Source organism: Terrabacter sp. 2YAF2 (assembly GCF_052114705.1).
Lineage (GTDB): Bacteria > Actinomycetota > Actinomycetes > Actinomycetales > Dermatophilaceae > Terrabacter.
The window spans coordinates 1-17,452 of sequence record NZ_JBFRFG010000005.1 but is presented as its reverse complement, the minus strand read 5'-3'; the positions used below and the strand labels follow the sequence as shown (position 1 = coordinate 17,452).

Annotated in this window: 13 protein-coding genes and 1 tRNA gene; 9 read left to right on the top strand and 5 right to left on the bottom strand. The window is 71.8% G+C overall.

What is annotated here, in order from left to right; genetic code table 11:
• Positions 1-19 precede the first annotated feature (19 nt).
• The gene (locus tag AB4030_RS06640) at positions 20-1,018 is read right to left on the bottom strand and encodes a serine/threonine-protein kinase (protein ID WP_442278413.1); all 999 of its coding nucleotides are present in this window, start codon (positions 1,016-1,018) and stop codon (positions 20-22) included.
• 627 nt (positions 1,019-1,645) lie between these two features.
• Here AB4030_RS06640 and AB4030_RS06635 point away from each other — a divergent pair.
• Entirely contained in the window at positions 1,646-3,169 is a 1,524-nt protein-coding gene (locus AB4030_RS06635; RefSeq protein WP_442278412.1) for a DNA polymerase IV, read from the top strand.
• 241 nt (positions 3,170-3,410) lie between these two features.
• Here AB4030_RS06635 and AB4030_RS06630 read toward each other — a convergent pair.
• Positions 3,411-3,493: transfer RNA gene (locus AB4030_RS06630), tRNA-Leu, on the bottom strand.
• Between the two features lie 98 nt (positions 3,494-3,591).
• Positions 3,592-5,283 (bottom strand): DHA2 family efflux MFS transporter permease subunit, encoded by a 1,692-nt coding sequence (locus tag AB4030_RS06625; RefSeq protein WP_442278411.1) that lies wholly within the window; start codon positions 5,281-5,283, stop codon positions 3,592-3,594.
• Positions 5,284-5,338: 55 nt separating this feature from the next.
• Between AB4030_RS06625 and AB4030_RS06620 the strand changes: the two genes are divergently transcribed.
• Positions 5,339-5,827 carry a MarR family transcriptional regulator gene (locus AB4030_RS06620; RefSeq protein ID WP_442278410.1) on the top strand — a complete coding sequence of 163 codons (489 nt, stop codon included), beginning with the start codon at positions 5,339-5,341 and terminating at the stop codon, positions 5,825-5,827.
• 10 nt (positions 5,828-5,837) lie between these two features.
• On the opposite strand, the gene AB4030_RS06615 is transcribed toward AB4030_RS06620, so the two are convergent.
• Both AB4030_RS06615 and AB4030_RS06610 read right to left on the bottom strand, forming a co-directional pair.
• Positions 5,838-6,677, bottom strand: coding sequence for an NAD-dependent epimerase/dehydratase family protein (locus AB4030_RS06615; RefSeq protein ID WP_442278409.1), 840 nt, complete (start codon positions 6,675-6,677; stop codon positions 5,838-5,840).
• Between the two features lie 37 nt (positions 6,678-6,714).
• Entirely contained in the window at positions 6,715-8,112 is a 1,398-nt protein-coding gene (locus AB4030_RS06610; RefSeq protein ID WP_442278408.1) for a MinD/ParA family ATP-binding protein, read from the bottom strand.
• Positions 8,113-8,332: 220 nt separating this feature from the next.
• Between AB4030_RS06610 and AB4030_RS06605 the strand changes: the two genes are divergently transcribed.
• From AB4030_RS06605 to pknB, 7 genes are all read left to right on the top strand, one after another.
• A complete protein-coding gene (locus AB4030_RS06605) occupies positions 8,333-9,118 on the top strand; it encodes an FhaA domain-containing protein (protein WP_442278407.1) in 786 nt (261 codons plus the stop codon).
• 49 nt (positions 9,119-9,167) lie between these two features.
• Positions 9,168-9,758, top strand: coding sequence for an FHA domain-containing protein FhaB/FipA (locus tag AB4030_RS06600; protein ID WP_442278406.1), 591 nt, complete (start codon positions 9,168-9,170; stop codon positions 9,756-9,758).
• Between the two features lie 4 nt (positions 9,759-9,762).
• Entirely contained in the window at positions 9,763-11,214 is a 1,452-nt protein-coding gene (locus AB4030_RS06595) for a protein phosphatase 2C domain-containing protein (protein WP_442278405.1), read from the top strand.
• Positions 11,211-12,620 (top strand): FtsW/RodA/SpoVE family cell cycle protein, encoded by a 1,410-nt coding sequence (locus AB4030_RS06590; protein ID WP_442278404.1) that lies wholly within the window; start codon positions 11,211-11,213, stop codon positions 12,618-12,620. The genes AB4030_RS06595 and AB4030_RS06590 overlap by 4 nt, the downstream gene beginning before the upstream one ends.
• The gene (locus AB4030_RS06585) at positions 12,617-14,077 is read left to right on the top strand and encodes a peptidoglycan D,D-transpeptidase FtsI family protein (protein ID WP_442278403.1); all 1,461 of its coding nucleotides are present in this window, start codon (positions 12,617-12,619) and stop codon (positions 14,075-14,077) included. Before AB4030_RS06590 ends, AB4030_RS06585 begins: the two co-directional genes overlap by 4 nt.
• Positions 14,074-15,381: a serine/threonine-protein kinase gene (locus AB4030_RS06580; protein WP_442278402.1), complete on the top strand. Its 1,308-nt coding sequence runs from the start codon at positions 14,074-14,076 to the stop codon at positions 15,379-15,381. The genes AB4030_RS06585 and AB4030_RS06580 overlap by 4 nt, the downstream gene beginning before the upstream one ends.
• 96 nt (positions 15,382-15,477) lie before the next feature.
• Entirely contained in the window at positions 15,478-17,325 is a 1,848-nt protein-coding gene (pknB, locus tag AB4030_RS06575; RefSeq protein ID WP_442278826.1) for a Stk1 family PASTA domain-containing Ser/Thr kinase, read from the top strand.
• Positions 17,326-17,452 lie beyond the last annotated feature (127 nt).

The window sequence follows — 17,452 nt, the reverse complement described above, 5'->3', positions numbered from 1 at the left end:
CTGTGCAACCCTGACTGCGTCAGTCCCGGACCCCGGACGGCATCGCCTGGGTCGCCCCGAGCCGGTCGGGGTCGACCGCGGGCCGCGAACCGGTCGTCGAACCCTCCCTGACCTCGCCGTGAAGCTCGTCGACCTCGTCGAGCATCTCCGCGGGCGACCCGTTGATGGCCGTGGCGAGGCCGAGCGCCAGGCCGCGCAGCTCCTGGTCGCCGAGTCCGAGCCGGACCGCGACCGCGGCGGCGTTGGCCGGACGCTTCTCGGGGTCCTTCTCGAGGCACTCGAGGATGAGGTCGCGCAGGTCCTCGGGCACGTCGTCCGGCAGCGGTGGGGACGGCTCGTTGACGTGGCTCAGAGCTGTCGCGATCGGCGTGCCGCGGTCGAACGGGCGCCGGCCCGAGAGCATCTCGTGCCCCACGACGCCGAGGGCGTAGAGGTCGCTCGCGCCCGTGGCCGCGTGGCCGAGGGCCTGCTCCGGGCTGATGTAGTTCGGGGTGCCCAGCATCTCGCCGTGCTGCGTGTGACCGCTGGCGTCGAGGGCGCGGGCGATCCCGAAGTCCGTCAGCTTCACGAGACCGTCGTCGCGGACCATGATGTTGGCCGGCTTGATGTCGCGGTGCACGACTCGTGCCTCGTGCGCGACACCGAGGGCGAGGGCGGCCTGCCCCATGATCGAGCGCACCTCGCTCGCCGGGAGCGGGCCGCGCTGGTTGAGAACCGCCGAGAGCGGCTGGCCGGAGACGAGCTCCATGACGAGGAAGGCGAGGCCCTGGTCCTCGCCGTAGTCGAAGACCGTGGCGATGTTGGTGTGCATCAGGGCGGCCGAGTGGACGGCCTCGTCGCGGAATCGGAGCGCGAACAGTCGCTCGTGGTCGGCGTCGGGACGCATGACCTTGATGGCGACCTCGCGCTGGAGCACCGAGTCGGTCCCGGCCCAGACGTCGGCCATCCCACCAGAGGCGATGCGCTGGTCCAGGTGGTAGCGCTCGCCCAGCACGAACCCTTCATGCAAGCGGTTCATGTCAGTGGCACCCGTGGCTTTCGGACGGAAGGTGCGCGTCGGTTGACATCTCAAGGGCCTTCGTCAGCGGTCATGGTACGGGACCCCGGGACGATGTGAGCATCCACGGGTTGGAATCTCTGCTGAACCGGCCCCCGGATGCGCGGCTCCGGGACACTTACCCCACTGGAAGACATCTCGAACGCCCCGACGGCGTCTCCCGGATGACGAAGGTGGTTCTGGAGGCGAGCGGCCCCGGACCGCGGGAAGGGCTCCTTCCCTTGTCCCTCCCGACAGGGCCCGACAAGCTGTCCGTGGAGATCTACCGCGCCGCTGGAACGCCAGTGGCCACTTCCAGAACCGCCGGCACCCCGCTGGTCCACGTGTCTGACCCAACGCGACGACACAGCGCAGCACTACGTCAAGATCGTGGGCGACACAGCGTCAGACGCCGCACCGCACACGCTCACCATCCGGCGCAACACCGTGTAGAACGACGGTCGCCGGCACATCGGCGCTGCACGTGGTGCGCCGCCGAGGTGCGCCTCACGACGAGGAAGCCGCGGGTTGCAACGGCACACTGCCGCGCCCAGGGCCGACCGACGCGCCAGAGTGAACTCAGAGATGACAGGAACGGGAGGTGAACGGGTGCGTGCGAACGCAAGCGTGATGCACGTCGACGCGGACTCCTTCTTCGCCTCGGTCGAGACGCGTCAGAAGCCGTCGCTGGCGCGCACACCTGTTCTGGTCGGCGGGACTGGCCCGCGCGGCGTGGTCGCGACCGCGAACTACGAGGCGCGCGCGTTCGGGTGCCATTCCGCGATGCCCATGGCGCAGGCGCGGGTGCTGTGTCCGTCGGCGACCGTCCTGACGCCGAGGTTCCCCGCATACGCGGCGCACAGCACGCTGATCATGGACACCCTGCGACAGCTGTCGCCGTTGGTGCAGCCGGTCAGCCTCGACGAGGCATTCGTCGACCTGGCCGCCGGCCCCTTCGCCAGCCATCCGGCCGCCGGAGCAGATCTGGCCCGACGGCTCGTCTACAACCGGTCCGGGCTCGTCGTCTCGGTCGGGCTCGGCCGCTCGAAGCTCATCGCGAAGCTGGCCTCGGACGCGGACAAGCCGCACGGGTTCACCGTCGTGCCGCCGGAGGCAGAGGACGAGTTCCTCCTGCCCAAGCCTGTATCGGCCCTCTGGGGTGTCGGACCGGCGACGGACACGACGCTGCGCCGTCTCGGGATCGTCACGGTCGCCGACCTGCGCGCGACCAGCCGTGAGGACCTCATCCGGACGCTCGGGGAGGCTGCGGGCTGGAACCTGTATCGCCTCGCTCGCGGCGATGACCCGCGCCCGGTCGTGGTCGAGCGCGAGGCGAAGAGCGTCGGTGCGGAGCGCACCTTCGCGGAGGACCTGCGCCGGTGGGAGCTGGCCGGCGCGCTCGAGGACGTCCTGGCTCGGGCGCTGCGGCGCCTGCACCGTCACGGGGGCGGCGCCCGTACCGTCACGGTGAAGGTTCGCCTGTCCGACTTCACCACCGTGACCCGCTCGGTCACCCTGGCCCAGCCGACGTCAGAGGCGGCAGAGCTGCGGGACGCCGCTACGGCAGCGTTGGCAGCGGCCGACCCGGTGGAGCCGGTCCGGCTGCTCGGGGTCGCCCTGTCGGGGTTGACGCACTGGGCGCAGCTGCGACTACCCACGCCCGACGGTGAGGCGAGTGCAGAGCTCCGACCGAGCGGCCCCGGCACGGACGGGATCCTCGCCGCAGCGGCCGACACGGCCGACGCCGGGGATGACGCCGGGGATCACGCCGTGGATGACGCCGTGGATGACGCCGTGGATGACGACGGCGACGAGGACGGCGACGGGGACGGCGAGCGGCTGCCCGCTCCCTTGACGGTGCACACGTGCGCGGTGGGGCTGGACGTCGAGCACGACGAGCACGGACCCGGCTGGATCACCCGCGTCGACGACGGAGTCGTCACCGTCCGGTTCGAGGGACCCGGCACGCCACCGGGCCACGAGCACCCGTTCGACGTGCGCCGCACGCTCCTGATGCGGATCGCTCCGCCGGCGCCTACCCCGCCGCGGAGGCTGACCGCGCTGCCGAGCCTCGGCGACCTCGGTGTCGCGATGGCCCCACTGGCCGTCGAGGGGTCCACGCCGTCGGGGTGACCGGGCGGCCCTCGGACCGGCGCAGGGCTGGTCCAGGCGGCGCCTTCAGCGGTCAGTCGACCGCCGAGCTCCAGGGTCAGAGGCTGGCCGGGTAGACGGCGGCGTCCGTGCCGTGCCGTGCCGTGCCGTGCCGTGCCGTGCCCGAGGATCGTGGATTGGAGCCCAGACATGACAGCGGCCGGGCGGTCCGACTCTCGTCGGGCCACCCGGCCGGGGTCGTGGGGGATTCCCCACTGCTGCGTGCGCGAGGGGGGATTTGAACCCCCACGCCCTTTCGGACACTGGCACCTGAAGCCAGCGCGTCTGCCATTCCGCCACTCGCGCGTGACAAGGAGACAGTGTGCTGCATGAGGCGCGCTATCGCCAAACCGGCCCGCATCCCGCCCGCCGCGCTCTGACGGGTCGTATGCCGTGTGCCCGGTCTAGGGGACCACCGGGGCGTCCGCATCGGGCACGTCCACCGCACCCGGCTCGCGTCGTCCGGCCGTGGGGCCGCTCCGACCGGCATACCCCTGCCGGTGACGGCCGTCGCGCGGGTCGCCGAGCGAGAAGGTGGCCAGCAGGCCGAGCACGAGGAAGCCGGCCGCGGTGAAGGCGGCATACCTCGTCGCGTCGGAGAAGGCCTGCTCGGCGACCGGCGCGGCCGCGGCCGTCCGTGGGTCCTTGGTGAGGCCCGGGATCGCGCCGCCCGCGCTCTCGACGACGGCGTTGACCACGGCGGTGCGCGCTGCCGAGGGCACCCCGAGGTCGCTCAGTCCCGAGTCGAGGCGCGCGCCGGCGGTGGTGAACAACACGGTGCCGAGGATGGCGATGCCGAGCGCGGAGCCGACCTGGCGCGCCGTCGACTGCAGGCCCGAGCCCTCGCCGCTGCGCTCGACCGGCACGTCGACGAGGACGACACCGGTCAGCTGCGCGGTCGCGAGACCGACACCGAACCCGTAGACGAAGAGGCACGGGGCCACGGCGCCCCACGACGTCGACGGGCCGATGACGAGGCCGAGCCCGGCGACCCCGACGATCTCGGCGACGATCCCGATTCGGACGATCGAAGCCGCGGAGAGGCGGGAGCCGAGCACCGTCACCAGGCCGCTCGCCGTGAACGAACCGATCGCGAGCCCCAGCAGGACCAGTCCGGTCTGGAAGGCGGTGTAGCCGAGCACGTTCTGCAGCCACAGCGGCAGGGAGAGCACGATGCCGAACTCGCCGAGGCTGACGATCATCGCGGCGATGTTGCCGTTGCGGAACGAGCGGATCCCGAAGAGGTCGAAGCGGAAGAGGGTCGGCCGGCCGGCCGCGGTGCGCCGCAGCGTCCGCACGACGAAGACGGTCCCGGCGACGAGTGTCACCGCGAAGGCGACCGCGACGGGCGACAGCCCGCTCGACCACGTCCACGGGCCGAGCTCGAACGGCTTGGCCACCCTCCACCAGCCGTAGGTTCGGCCCTCGATGAGCCCGAACGCGAGGCTGGCGAAGGTGACCGCCGACAGGAGCGCGCCGACGACGTCGATCCGCTCACGGCGGCTGCCGCGCGACTCGTCGACGAAGAGCAGCACCCCGATGACGATGAGCAGGCCGATGGGCAGGTTGATGCCGAACGCCCAGCGCCACGAGAAGGAGGTGGTGAGCCAGCCGCCGAGGAGGGGACCGACCGCGACCATGCCGCCGATCGTCGAGCCCCAGACCGCGAAGGCGATGCCACGCTCGCGCCCGGTGAAGCCGGCGTTGATGAGCGACAGCGTCGTCGGCAGGATCATCGCGCCGCCGAAGCCCTGGATGATGCGGGCCCCGATCAGTGCCTCGCCCGACCCGGAGACGGCTGCCAGCGCCGACGCGGCGACGAAGACGACGACCCCGATGAGCAGCATCCGGCGTCGGCCGATGCGGTCGGCGACCGTGCCCCAGATCAGCAGGGTGGCGGCAAAGACGAGGGTGTAGGACTCCTGGACCCACTGGACCTGCGACGACGTCAGGCCCAGGTCCTGGACGATGTAGGGCACGGCGACGTTGACGATCGTGGAGTCGACGATGATCAGCGCCACCGCGACGCTGATCGCCAACAGTCCCCACCACCGGCGCCGGTCCCCACCACGTGCCGTGGTCACGTCCTGCGTCATCGTTCCTCCAAAGTCTTTAGATCTCCTAAACATATGGAAGCAGTAGCATCGGCTCATGGCAACCCCACCCTCGGACAGCACGCCGCCGCCGGACAGCACGCCGCGTCGTACCCACCAGCCCGAGACGTGGGCGCTGAGAGCGCTCGGCGCCGCCGAGGCCGAGGCCTCCGGGGCCCTGGCGCGCAGGATGCGGATGCACCCGACCGACCTGTCCGCGATGAGTCACATCGCCGCCTCGGACGGACGGCTCGGCCCACGCGAGCTGAGCACGCGGCTCGGCATCACGCCCGCAGCCATGACCGACGTCGTCGACCGGCTCGAGGCCGCCGGACACCTCCTGCGCGAGCGCGACACCACCGATCGCCGCCGGGTCCGCCTCGTCCCCACGCAGTCGGCCGCCACGGAGGTCCGCGGCCGGCTGCGCAGCCTGCTCGACCGCCTCGACGCCCTGACCGAGCAGTTCACGGCCGAGGAGCGCGACGCGATCCACCGCTACCTGCAGGCTGCGACCGAGGCCTACCGCCAGTTCGCCGTCGACGACTGACGCGCTCGGGTCACGTTCCGCACGTGCGGCCGCCGTGAGGTTCGCCGTGGGGTTCGCCGAGGAGGTATGCCGGGTCGGCGAAGCCGCCGCCGAGCATCCCGGGTGGTCCACTGGGGTCGACCCGCTCCGCAGCGGCCGCGTGCGCCTCCGCGTCGTCCTGCGGGTCGAAGCCGATGGCGAGCCCCGGCGCGAGGTCCACGACCCGGCGCGTGTTGCGCGAGACGCCCCACACGACGTGGTGACCGGCCGCGGTCGTCGTCAGGGTGGCAAGCACGAGCCGCGCCATGTCGTCGGGCGAGAACCACGAACGGAGCGAGGGCGGCGGACCGTCCGCGATGTCACCGAACACCATGATCCGGGCGCTGACGACCGTCATGCCGAACCGGCCGGCATACAACCCGCCGAGCGCCTCGAGCGCCGCCTTGCTGACCCCGTAGTACGTGTCGGGCGCCGGCAACGGCATCCCCTCGCCCACGAGCGGGGAGTCGGCCGGCACGTAGCCCGCGGCGTGGACCGAGCTCGCGAGCAGCATCCGGCGCACCCCGGCGCGACGCGTCGCCTCGCAGACGGCGCGCGTGCCGTCGATGTTGACGGCGAGGATGTCCTCCCACGGACGCTCGTCCGCGTAGGCGCCGAGGTGCACGACGAGGTCGGCGCCGGCGAACGCGTCGGCCTGGCCGTCCACGTCCCGCAGGTCGCACTCGACGGCCCGCTCCGTCGCCGCCTCGACGTCCGGCACGGCCACCCCCGGGGCGTCGCAGAGCACGAGCCGGTGACCGGCCGCCCGGAGCCGCGGGCGCAGCGTGGTCGCGATCCGCCCGGAGGCGCCGGTCAACGCGAGGAGTGCCACGTCACCGGCGTACCCGCGAGGCCACCCGGCCGCTCGCTCAGAGGCCGTCGACGACCGCGGCCGCCATCTCCATGCACGACTCGTGCGTCTTGCGGTTGATCTTCAGCGGGTCGAGGTGCAGGCCGGGCGCGAGCATCGGGTCGTAGGGGATGTCGACGACCGCGCGCACCCACTGCTCGAAGTGCTCGCGCGTGTGCACGCCGGCACCGATGTCGTTGCTCCGGGCCGAGGTGTGCGAGATGACGCAGACCGCGTTGCGCACGAGGTCACCACGGCCCATGGCCACGAGCGCATCCAGGTTCTTGGCCGCGACGACCGAGGTGTCGTCCTTGAGCGAGGTCGCGAAGACGAGCATGTCGGCGCGGGCGGCGGCCGCGAGCCAGTTCGGCGACAGCCGGTTGTTGCCGGTGTCGACGACGATCATTCGGTAGAAGCGCGACAGCTGCGTGTGGAGGTCCTCGAACTCCTGCTCGCCGATGATGCGCATCGCCTCGTCGTCGTCGGCCGAGGCCAGCACGTCGAAGGACAGGCCCCGCTGCTCCCGCACCCAGTGCGCGAGCTCAGACGTCCCGGCGTACGGGTCGTCGGCGATCGTGGGCAGCGCGCCCAGCAGGTCGACGACCGTGCGGTGGTGGCTCTGGGACGGAGCCCGCATGCCGAGGGTGCCCTCGGTCTCGTTGTTGTCCCACGCGAGGACCGAGCCCGAGCGGTAGCGCCCGAGGTAGCTGGCGAGCATCAGGGTGACGAGCGTCTTGCCGCCGCCGCCCTTGGTGTTGATGACCATGATCGTCTTGCGACCGCTGACGGGGCGCGCGATCCGGTCGAGCCGGTCCCGCTCGAGCATCTCCCGCACGCTCGGCCCGAGGCCGAGGGCCCTGCGCAGCCCGGAGCTGGCCTTGAGCTTCTGGCGCTCTCCCTTGGACCGGGCCGAGATGAGGTCCTCGGCGCTCGGGCGCACGGAGAGGCCGGTGCGCGACGCGGGAGTGCGGTCGTATGCCGGGGGCTGGGCGTCGTGCTCCTCCTCGACCGCGACGGCGGACGCGGGGGACGATGCCGACGCGGCGGCCACGTCGGGATCGATGGTCGGCCGGCCGGCATACGCCCGCCGTGCCGCGGTGTGACCGTCCAGGGTCGCGCCGGCAGGGGTCCAGCCGGTGTGCGTCTCCGACTCGGTGCCGGTCGCCGCGGAGTCGTCGGACGTCGCGGGGTCGGCGGGCTCCCAGTCGCTCCAGGCGTTCGCCTCACCGGACTCCGCCGACTGCCAGGAGGTGTCCTCCCACGTCGAGCTCCACGGGTCGGCCGGGGCCTGCTCGGGCTCGCCGGCAGCAGCCGACGCCGTCGGAATGGGGAGAGTGAAGCCACCCGGGATGGAGCTGTTCGCCGAGAAGCCGGGGATGCCCTGGCTCTCGGTGGTGCCGGTCTCGTCCTTGCTCATCGAGCACTCCTTGCTGGCCTGACCATGTGCGCGGTCCCGCCTCGGGACCCGTGAGATCGTCCCATGACTGCGCCACACCGCAAATCTGCGCACCACGCAATCCGGGTCAGAACGGGTGCCGAACGAGGGGCCGCTCCGGCTGTCGGTTGGGGGCTGCGGGGGCTGACCCGGTTACGATGAGGCGCCCGGCAAGAGCGCTCACCACGAAGGAGGAGACGGCGTGGGAATCATCAACCGTGTCGAGCACGGTCTGGCCAAGGCTGTCCACGGCGCCTTCGCCAAGGCATTCAAGTCCGAGGTGCAGCCCGTCGAGATCGCGTCCGCGATCCGTCGCGCCATGGACGATCGCGCCGCCCTGCTCGGTCACGGACGCGCGATGGTGCCGAACCTCTACACGATCGAGCTCAGCCAGACCGACTACGACCGGCTCGGCGACTACGAGGAGGACCTGTCCGACGACCTCGTCGCCGCGGCACAGGAGCACGCCGACTCGCAGGGCTACCAGCCCGGCGGACCCCTCGAGGTGCAGCTCGTCGAGGGCGAGGGCCTCGAGACCGGAGTCTTCCGCGTGCGTCCCGCCACCGCGAAGGCGGCCGTGCGCGAGCCCGCCCCCCGCGAGCAGGCACCCGCCGCACCCAGGCCGCAGGCCAGCGCCGGCACGGCCGTCGACGAGGTCCCGGTCCAGCGCCCGGCTCCCCGGTCCAACCCCTCCGCCCGCCCGTGGCTCGACATCTCCGGTGACCGCTACCCCCTCCTCGGCAGCCTCACGACCCTGGGCCGCGACGAGACCGCCGACATCGTCATCGACGACCCGGGCGTGTCACGGCGGCACAGCGAGATCCGCGTCACCACCGACGGACCGCACCTCGTCACCTCGATCCGCGACCTCAACTCGACCAACGGCACCTTCGTCAACGGCGACCGCATCTCGAGCCAGCGGCTCCAGGACGGCGACCGCCTGACGATCGGCCGCACGTCCGCGACGTTCCGCGCGGGACGCCGGTGAGCCCTATGACCTCCACGGACCTCCCTGGGGCGATGACGTCGGGTGACGCATGAGTGAACTGACCCTGACCCTGCTGCGGCTGGGTCTGCTGGCGTTGCTGTGGATCTTCATCTTCAGCGTCGTCGGCGTGCTGCGCACCGACATCTACGGCACGGCGGTGAGCCGGCGCGGCAAGCGCAAGGCGCTCAAGGAGGCCCAGAAGCAGGACCGCCAGCGCACGTCACCGCGCACGCCGGTGCCGGCGGCTGCCGGCGCCGCGGGCGCTGGTGGCGCTGGTGGCGCAGCGGCAGCGGGCCCTTCCCAGGCAGCCGCGCGCAAGGGGCGCAGCCGAGGCAAGGGCACCCCGACCACCCTCGTGGTCACCGAGGGGCCCCTGGCCGGCACGTCGCTGCCGCTGCGCAGTGGCGGCGTCCTCGTCGGCCGCAACCCCGAGTGCGCCCTCGTCCTCGACGACGACTACGCCTCGGGTCGACACTGCCGGATCTACCCCGACCCCTCGGGACGCGACGGCTGGGCCGTCGAGGACCTCGGTTCCACCAACGGCACCTTCATCGGTCGCGAGCGCCTCACCGGGTCGCGACCCGTCGAGGTCGGCACCACCCTGAGGATCGGCAAGACCGTCCTCGAACTGCGAGGCTGACCCGGTGGCCATCGCCCTGCGCTATGCCGCGCGCTCCGACCTCGGGCTGGGACCGAAGTCCCGCAACGAGGACTCGGGGTATGCCGGTCCCAACCTCCTCGTCCTCGCCGACGGGATGGGCGGGCATGCCGCGGGCGACGTGGCCAGCTCGATGATCGTCGGTGAGCTCGCCCCCCTCGACGAGGAGGACGTCACCGCCGACCAGGCGATCCCGCTGCTCGAGGAGGCGCTGCACTCCGCGAACGCCAAGCTCACCAAAGCGATGCGTGAGAACTCCGACCTGGCCGGCATGGGCAGCACGACGATCGTCATGCTCCGCACCGGCAACAAGCTCGCCATGGCCCACATCGGCGACTCCCGGGCGTTCATGCTCCGCGGCGACACGTTCTCGCAGATCACGAAGGACCACTCCTTCGTCCAGCAGCTCGTCGACGAGGGCCGCATCTCCAAGGAGGACGCCGGCCACCACCCGCAGCGCTCCGTCGTCACGCGCGTCATGACCGGCCAGCCGGACGACGAGCCCGACACGTCGCTGCGCGAGGCCAAGATCGGCGACCGCTTCCTCATGTGCTCCGACGGCCTGTCCGACTTCGTCGGCGCCGACGTCATCGAGGAGATCCTGCGCGAGGCCCGCACTCCCGACGAGGCCGCCGACCGCTGCATCGAGATCGCCCTCAAGGCGAGCACCCGCGACAACGTGACCGTCATCGTCGCCGAGGTCGTCGACGCCGACGGTGACGACCTGCCGACCACGGTGCCGCAGGTCGTCGGGGCAGCCGGCAAGCGGATGCGGGGCCGCACGCGGGCGATCCCGACCAGTCCTGCCGAGAAGGCTGCCGCCCTGTCGCGCGAGGCCACCGGCCGCGCCGAGCCCGACGACGACGCCCTCGAGCTCGCCGAGGACCGCACCCGGTCCCGCCGCTCGAAAATCCTGCTGCGCACCATCGGTGTCCTCATCGTCGCCGCGATCCTCGGCGGCGGGGGGTATGCCGCGTGGGCGTGGTCGCAGAAGCAGTACTTCGTCGCTGCCGACGCCGGACACGTCGCGATCTTCCGGGGGGTCTCGCAGGACCTCGGCCCGATCCGGCTCTCCCACGTCGAGTCCTCCTCCGACGTGCTCCTCTCCGACCTGCCGACGGACGTGCAGGCCTCGGTCGGCAACACGATCCCGGCCCGCGACCTCGCCGACGCCCAGGTCAAGGTGACCGCGCTGCGCGGCGAGGCAACGCGGTGCCAGCGTCTGGCCGCGACGGGCACGCCGTGCGGCACGACCCCGAACCCGACGTCGACCGTCCCCACGACGCCCGTCCCGACCTCGCCGACACCATCGACGTCGCCCGTCCCGACGCTCCCGGGGCTGACCCCGCGACCGTCGGTGCCGCGCCCATCCGTGTCGCTGAGGACCCCACCGGCCGTCGCGCTCGCGACGGACCGTCACGACGAGGTGGCCGCGTGACCACGACCGTCGAGCCCCTGAGGCCACGCACGCGCCGCGGCGCCGAGCTGCTGCTCCTGCTCCTCGCGATCGCGATCGTGCTCCTCGCGTGGGTCACCACCGACCTCAACCGCAACGGCACCGTCCCCGCCAACATCATCCCCGTGGCCGGCGGCTTCACCGTGCTGGCGCTGGCTGTTCACGTCGTGCTGCGGTGGAAGGCGGCCTACGCCGACCCGGTCCTCCTGCCGATCACCACGGTGCTCAACGGCCTGGGCCTCGTCATGATCCACCGGCTCGACCTCGCCCGGGGCAAGCTGGGCACCGACGGCGACGCGTACCGCCAGCTCATCTGGACGACGCTGGCCGTCGTCCTGGCCGTCGCCGTGCTCGTCCTGCTGCGCGACCACCGGCTGCTGCGCCGCTACACCTTCGTCAGCATGGCGGCCGCGCTCGTGCTGCTCCTTCTCCCGCTCGTGCCGGGGCTCGGCCGTTCCATCAACGGCTCGCAGATCTGGATCAGCATCGGGCCGCTCAACTTCCAGCCGGGCGAGTTCGCCAAGATCGCCCTGGCGATCTTCTTCGCCGGCTACCTCGTGCAGACGCGCGACGTGCTGTCCCTCGCCGGCAAGAAGATCATCGGCTTCACCTTCCCCCGCGGGCGCGACCTCGGCCCGATCGTCGTCGCCTGGGCCCTGTGCGTGGTCGTGCTCGTCTTCCAGAACGACCTCGGCACCTCACTGCTCTACTTCGGGCTGTTCGTCGCCGTGCTCTACGTGGCCACCGAGCGCGTCTCGTGGATCGTCATCGGCCTGCTGCTCTTCGCGGCCGCGGTGGCCTTCGCCCTCACGGCGTTCGCCCACTTCCACGAGCGCGTCGACCTGTGGCTCGACCCCTTCTCGCAGCAGAGCCTCGACCGGTCCAACCAGCTGGCCAACGGGCTCTGGGGCATGGCGGCCGGCGGTCTCACCGGGACCGGGCTGGGTGCCGGACGCCCCTACCTGACACCGTTCGCCGAGAGCGACTTCATCTTCACCAGCCTCGGTGAGGAGCTCGGGCTCTTCGGTGCCGTCGCCATCCTGGTCCTCTACCTCGTCTTCTGCGAGCGCGGCGTCCGCACCGCCCTCGGTGTGCGCGACGGCTTCGGCAAGCTCCTCGCGATCGGCCTGTCGTTCTCCGTCGCCTTCCAGCTGTTCATCGTCATCGGCGGCGTGACCCGGGTCATCCCGCTGACCGGTCTGACCACGCCCTTCCTGTCGCTCGGCGGGTCGTCCCTGCTCGCGAACTGGGTGATCATGGCGCTGCTGCTGCGCATCTCCGACCAGGCCCGGCGCCCGATGCCGGAGCTGCCCGTCGGGGTCGCCGTCGCCGACCCGGCCCCCGCCCCGTCGCCGGCTGAGCAGACGCAGGTGGTGAGGCTGCCGTGAACACCCCCATCCGACGGCTCTCGATCGTCATCGCGATGCTCTTCACCACGCTGCTCGTCGCCTCGACGGTCGTGCAGTTCGCGCAGGCGAAGTCGCTGGGCGCGATGGCGAGCAACAAGCGCACCCTGCTCGACAACTACTCCCGCCAGCGCGGGGCGATCGTCGTCGGCGGTCAGGCCGTCGCTCAGTCGGTCTCGGTCCCGGACCAGTACCGCTACCTGCGCACCTACCCCCAGGGCGCGCTCTACTCCCACCTGACCGGCTTCTACTCCTACTCCGTCGGCGCGCCTTACGGCCTCGAGCACGCCGCCGACGACCTGCTCTCCGGCAACGCCGACCAGCTCTTCGTGCGCCGCATCACCGACCTCATCACCGGCCGCACGACCTCGGGGGCGACGATCGAGCTGACGATCGACCCCAAGGCGCAGCAGGCCGCCGACCGGGCGCTCGGCGCCAGTCGCGGCGCCGTCGTGGCGCTCGACCCCAAGACCGGCGCCATCCTCGCCATGGTCAGCCACCCGGACTACGACCCGAACCCCCTGGCCAGCCACGACCTCGGCAAGGTCGCCAAGGCGTGGAAGGCGCTGTCCACCGACCCGAACCAGGCCTACCTCAACCGCGCCCTCAGTGGCATCTACCCGCCCGGGTCGACCTTCAAGGTGGTCACGGCGGCAGCAGCCATCGAGAACGGCCTGGTCAAGGATGGCAACACCGTGGTCCCCGGCCCCGCGCAGCTCGACCTGCCCCTGACCAGCACCACGCTGCCCACCGAGACGGGCCAGCCCTGCGGGCCGGGCGACAAGACCACTCTCGTGCACGCCCTCGAGATCTCCTGCAACACCTCCTTCGGCGCGCTCGGGCTCCAGCTCGGCGGCGAGAAGCTCCGCGCCCAGGCCGCGAAGTTCGGTTTCGGCGACTCGCTGCAGGTCCCGATGCGCGTCGCGACGAGCTCCGTCCCGGCCGAGCTCAACGCCCCCCAGGCGGCTCAGGCCGCGATCGGTCAGTACGACGTCCGCGCGACCCCCCTGCAGATGGCGATGGTCGCCGCCGGCATCGGCAACGGTGGCAGCGTGATGACGCCGTACCTCATCCAGTCGGTGCGGAGCGCGAACCTCGACGTCATCCAGTCGGCGCCCGACCCGGTTGAGCTGTCGCAGGCCGTCTCGGCGCAGACCGCCTCCACGCTGACCAAGATGATGGTCTCCGTCGTCAACAACGGCAGCGGCGTGCGGGCGCAGATCCCCGGTGTCGAGGTCGCGGGCAAGACCGGCACGGCCCAGCACGACCTCAAGAAGCCGCCGCACGCCTGGTTCATCTCGTTCGCGCCGGCCACCGACCCCAAGGTGGCCGTGGCCGTCGTCGTCGAGGACGGCGGCGTCACGGGCAGCGAGGTCGGCGGAGGCCGCGTCGCGGCGCCGATCGCGCGCGCGGTCATGGAAGCGGTGCTGAACCGATGACGCTCCAGACCGGTGCGACCCTCGGCGGCCGCTACACGCTGGGTGCCGCCATCGCCTCCGGCGGGATGGGCGACGTGTGGGAGGCCGCCGACGAGGTGCTCCGGCGCCCCGTCGCCGTCAAGGTCATGCGCCCACAGGGGCCGAGCGACGCCGCCTTCCTCGAGCGTTTCCGTGCCGAGGCGCGCAGCAGCGCCTCGCTGCACCACCCCAACATCGCGACCGTCTTCGACTACGGCGAGGAGGACGGCACGGCATACCTCGTGATGGAGCTCGTGCCCGGGCGGACCTTGGGTGAGATCATCCGCGACCACGACGACGGTATGCCGGCCGAGGAGGTGCGCTCGATCCTCGGCCAGGCGGCGCTGGCCCTCTCGGCGGCCCACGAGGCCGGCGTCGTGCACCGCGACGTCAAGCCGGCGAACATCATCGTGACCCCTGAGGGACGGGTGAAGCTCACCGACTTCGGGATCGCCAGGGTCGGCGACGGTGCGGGTCACACGCTCACCGGCGATGTGCTCGGCACTCCCGACTACATCAGCCCGGAGCAGGCGCTCGGGGACCCGGCGACGGCGTCCAGCGACCTCTACTCCCTCGGGATCGTGGCGCACGAGATGGTCACCGGCCGCAAGCCGTTCGACATGGGATCGCCGGTGGCGACGGCCATCGCCCAGGTGACCGACACTCCCCCCGAGCTGCCCGCCACCGTCCCGCTCGACCTGCGGGAGGTCATCGAGGCCTGCCTGGCCAAGTCCGCGACCGACCGACCGGCCCACGCACTCGCGGTGGCAGAGGCGACCGGGGTGTCGGTGGCCTCCCTGCCCGGGGCCACGCCACTGCCCGCCGTGACCGTCGACGGCACGAGGGTCATCCCGACAAGCGCTGCTTCGCCGTCCCCGACCCGCGCCCTGCCCCGGATGGCGAACCGTCCGGCCCGCCGTGACTCCCTTGGCCCCCGCGACCGCCGTGTCCGCGGGCGCCGTCTCGGTTGGCTCGCGGTCCCGGCCGTCGCCCTCGTCGCCCTCGTCGCGTGGGGCGCGGTCGCCCTCGCCGGTGTGATGCAGGCCCCGGTCGCGGGGCCGGCCGCGCGGCCCGCGTCCGCCCCGGCGGCGACCGCCACGCCGAGCAGCACGCCCAGCTCGTCACCGAGCCCAGCGACGAGGGTCACCGCCCCCTCGGTGACGCCGAGCCCGACGTCGAGCACGACCCCGAACAGCACGTCGAACAAGGCCGCCCCCGTGTCCACGACCTCCAAGCACCAGCCCGCCCACCACGTCAAGGGCAAGGGGAAGGGCAAGGGCAAGTAGATGACCGACCACCGCGACCAGCCCGACCAGCGCGCTGCAGGCGCCCGACGAGTGGACCAGGATGACCCAGCACCCGAACGAGCAGAGGCCAACGACATGAGCACCGCACCCCGTGTCCTCGGCGGACGCTACGAGGTCGGCGAGCTGATCGGCCGCGGCGGCATGGCCGACGTGCACCTCGGCCACGACACCCGCCTGGGGCGCCAGGTCGCCATCAAGATGCTTCGCTCGGACCTCGCGCGCGACGCGAACTTTCTCCTGCGCTTCCGGCGCGAGGCGCAGTCGGCCGCCGGTCTCAACCACCCCGCGATCGTCGCCATCTTCGACTCAGGCGAGGATGACAGCGCCGTCGAGGGTCCCAACGGCACGCGGACGACGCTGCCCTACATCGTCATGGAGTACGTCGACGGCGAGACCCTGCGCCAGCAGCTGAGCAAGCGCAAGCAGTTCGAGCCCGCAGAGGCGATCCGCGTGACGGAGGGCATCCTCGACGCCCTGGCCTACAGCCACCGGATGGGCATCGTCCACCGTGACATCAAGCCGGCCAACGTCATGATCACCTCGAGCGGCCACGTCAAGGTGATGGACTTCGGCATCGCCCGCGCCATCGCCGACACCGCCGCCACGATGACGCAGACCCAGTCGGTCGTGGGCACCGCCCAGTACCTCTCGCCCGAGCAGGCCCAGGGCCAGACGGTCGACGAGCGGTCCGACCTCTACTCGACGGGGTGCCTCCTGTTCGAGCTGCTCGCGGGCCGTCCGCCGTTCACCGGTGACTCGCCGGTGGCCATCGCCTACCAGCACGTCGGGGAGCTCCCCCAGCCGCCGAGCGTCTTCAACGACGCCGTCGGCGGAGACCTCGACGCCGTCACCCTGCACGCGCTCGCCAAGGACCGCGAGGCCCGCTACCAGAACGCGTCCGCCTTCCGGACCGACCTCGAGAACGTCCGGTTCGGCCGATCCATCAGCACGGCGGCGCTGGGCACCGCGGCCGCCGTCGGCGCGGTCGCCACCCAGACCCTCCCGCAGTCGTATGCCGTCGCCGGCTCCCCGACGGCGGTGCAGTCGCCCGTCACCGAGCGCAGCGAGCGCTACGCCAACACCGCGGGTCTGCCTGCCGTCGGCCACGACGAGGAGGACGACGAGAGGAAGGGCGGCAGGGGCAAGGCCGCGCTCATCACGGTGCTCATCACCGCTGTGCTGGCCCTCGTCGGATGGGGTGCCGTGACGTGGTTCAGCAACCAGACGCCGGCCGTGACGCTGGTCTCCGTGCCGACGATCGAGGGGATGAAGGGCGACGTGGCGGCGCAGACGCTCGCGACCAACAACCTCCGGGGCGAGAAGTCGACCGCACCCAGCACGACCGTGACCGAGGGTGACGTCATCAGCCAGGACCCCAAGTCCGGCACGAGGATCGCCGAGCAGTCGGTGGTCAAGTACGTCGTGTCCACCGGGCCGGACAGCCTGACCGTCCCCGACGTCACCGGCTTCGACAAGGACGCCGCGCGTGCCGAGCTCGAGAAGCAGGGCTTCGTCGTGTCGGGCTTCCAAGAGGAGAACACCCCCGACCAGGAGAAGAACAAGGTGACGAAGACCGACCCGGCCGCCCGGGCCGTCGTCGCCAAGGGCTCGAAGATCCGCATCTTCTACGCGACCGGCAACGTCAAGGTGCCCGACAACCTCGTCGGGCAGGACTGGGCCCTGGCCGCGGTCGCCCTGCAGAACGCCGGCCTCCAGCCGCGCAAGGAGACGGTCGAGTCCGCCAAGAACCCCGACGAGGTGCTGTCCGTCGACCAGGCCGGCAACGTCGTCAAGATGGGCACCTCCATCACCGTCAAGGTCGCCAAGGCGCCGACACCTCCGCCCGTGACGGTCACCTCGCCGCCGCCCACCACGCCGGGGACGACCACGACCGGCACCGGGACCGCGACGCCGACCCCGTAGGGCCACGCACACGGCATACGACGAAGGGGCCCCTTCCCGAGCGGGCCTGTTCGGCTTCTGGTGGGGGTACCAGGGGCAAATCGGTACCACTGAGGTGCGCCTCCCAGTGAAGCTGGGAGGTGGGAGG

Coding starts and splice junctions, on each gene's coding strand:
- AB4030_RS06610 (WP_442278408.1), bottom strand. CDS start 8,112: ATGAGCAAGGACGAGACCGGCACCACCGAGAGCCAGGGCATCCCCGGC.
- AB4030_RS06620 (WP_442278410.1), top strand. CDS start 5,339: ATGGCAACCCCACCCTCGGACAGCACGCCGCCGCCGGACAGCACGCCG.
- pknB (WP_442278826.1), top strand. CDS start 15,478: ATGAGCACCGCACCCCGTGTCCTCGGCGGACGCTACGAGGTCGGCGAG.
- AB4030_RS06640 (WP_442278413.1), bottom strand. CDS start 1,018: ATGAACCGCTTGCATGAAGGGTTCGTGCTGGGCGAGCGCTACCACCTG.
- AB4030_RS06600 (WP_442278406.1), top strand. CDS start 9,168: ATGAGTGAACTGACCCTGACCCTGCTGCGGCTGGGTCTGCTGGCGTTG.
- AB4030_RS06580 (WP_442278402.1), top strand. CDS start 14,074: ATGACGCTCCAGACCGGTGCGACCCTCGGCGGCCGCTACACGCTGGGT.
- AB4030_RS06625 (WP_442278411.1), bottom strand. CDS start 5,283: ATGACGCAGGACGTGACCACGGCACGTGGTGGGGACCGGCGCCGGTGG.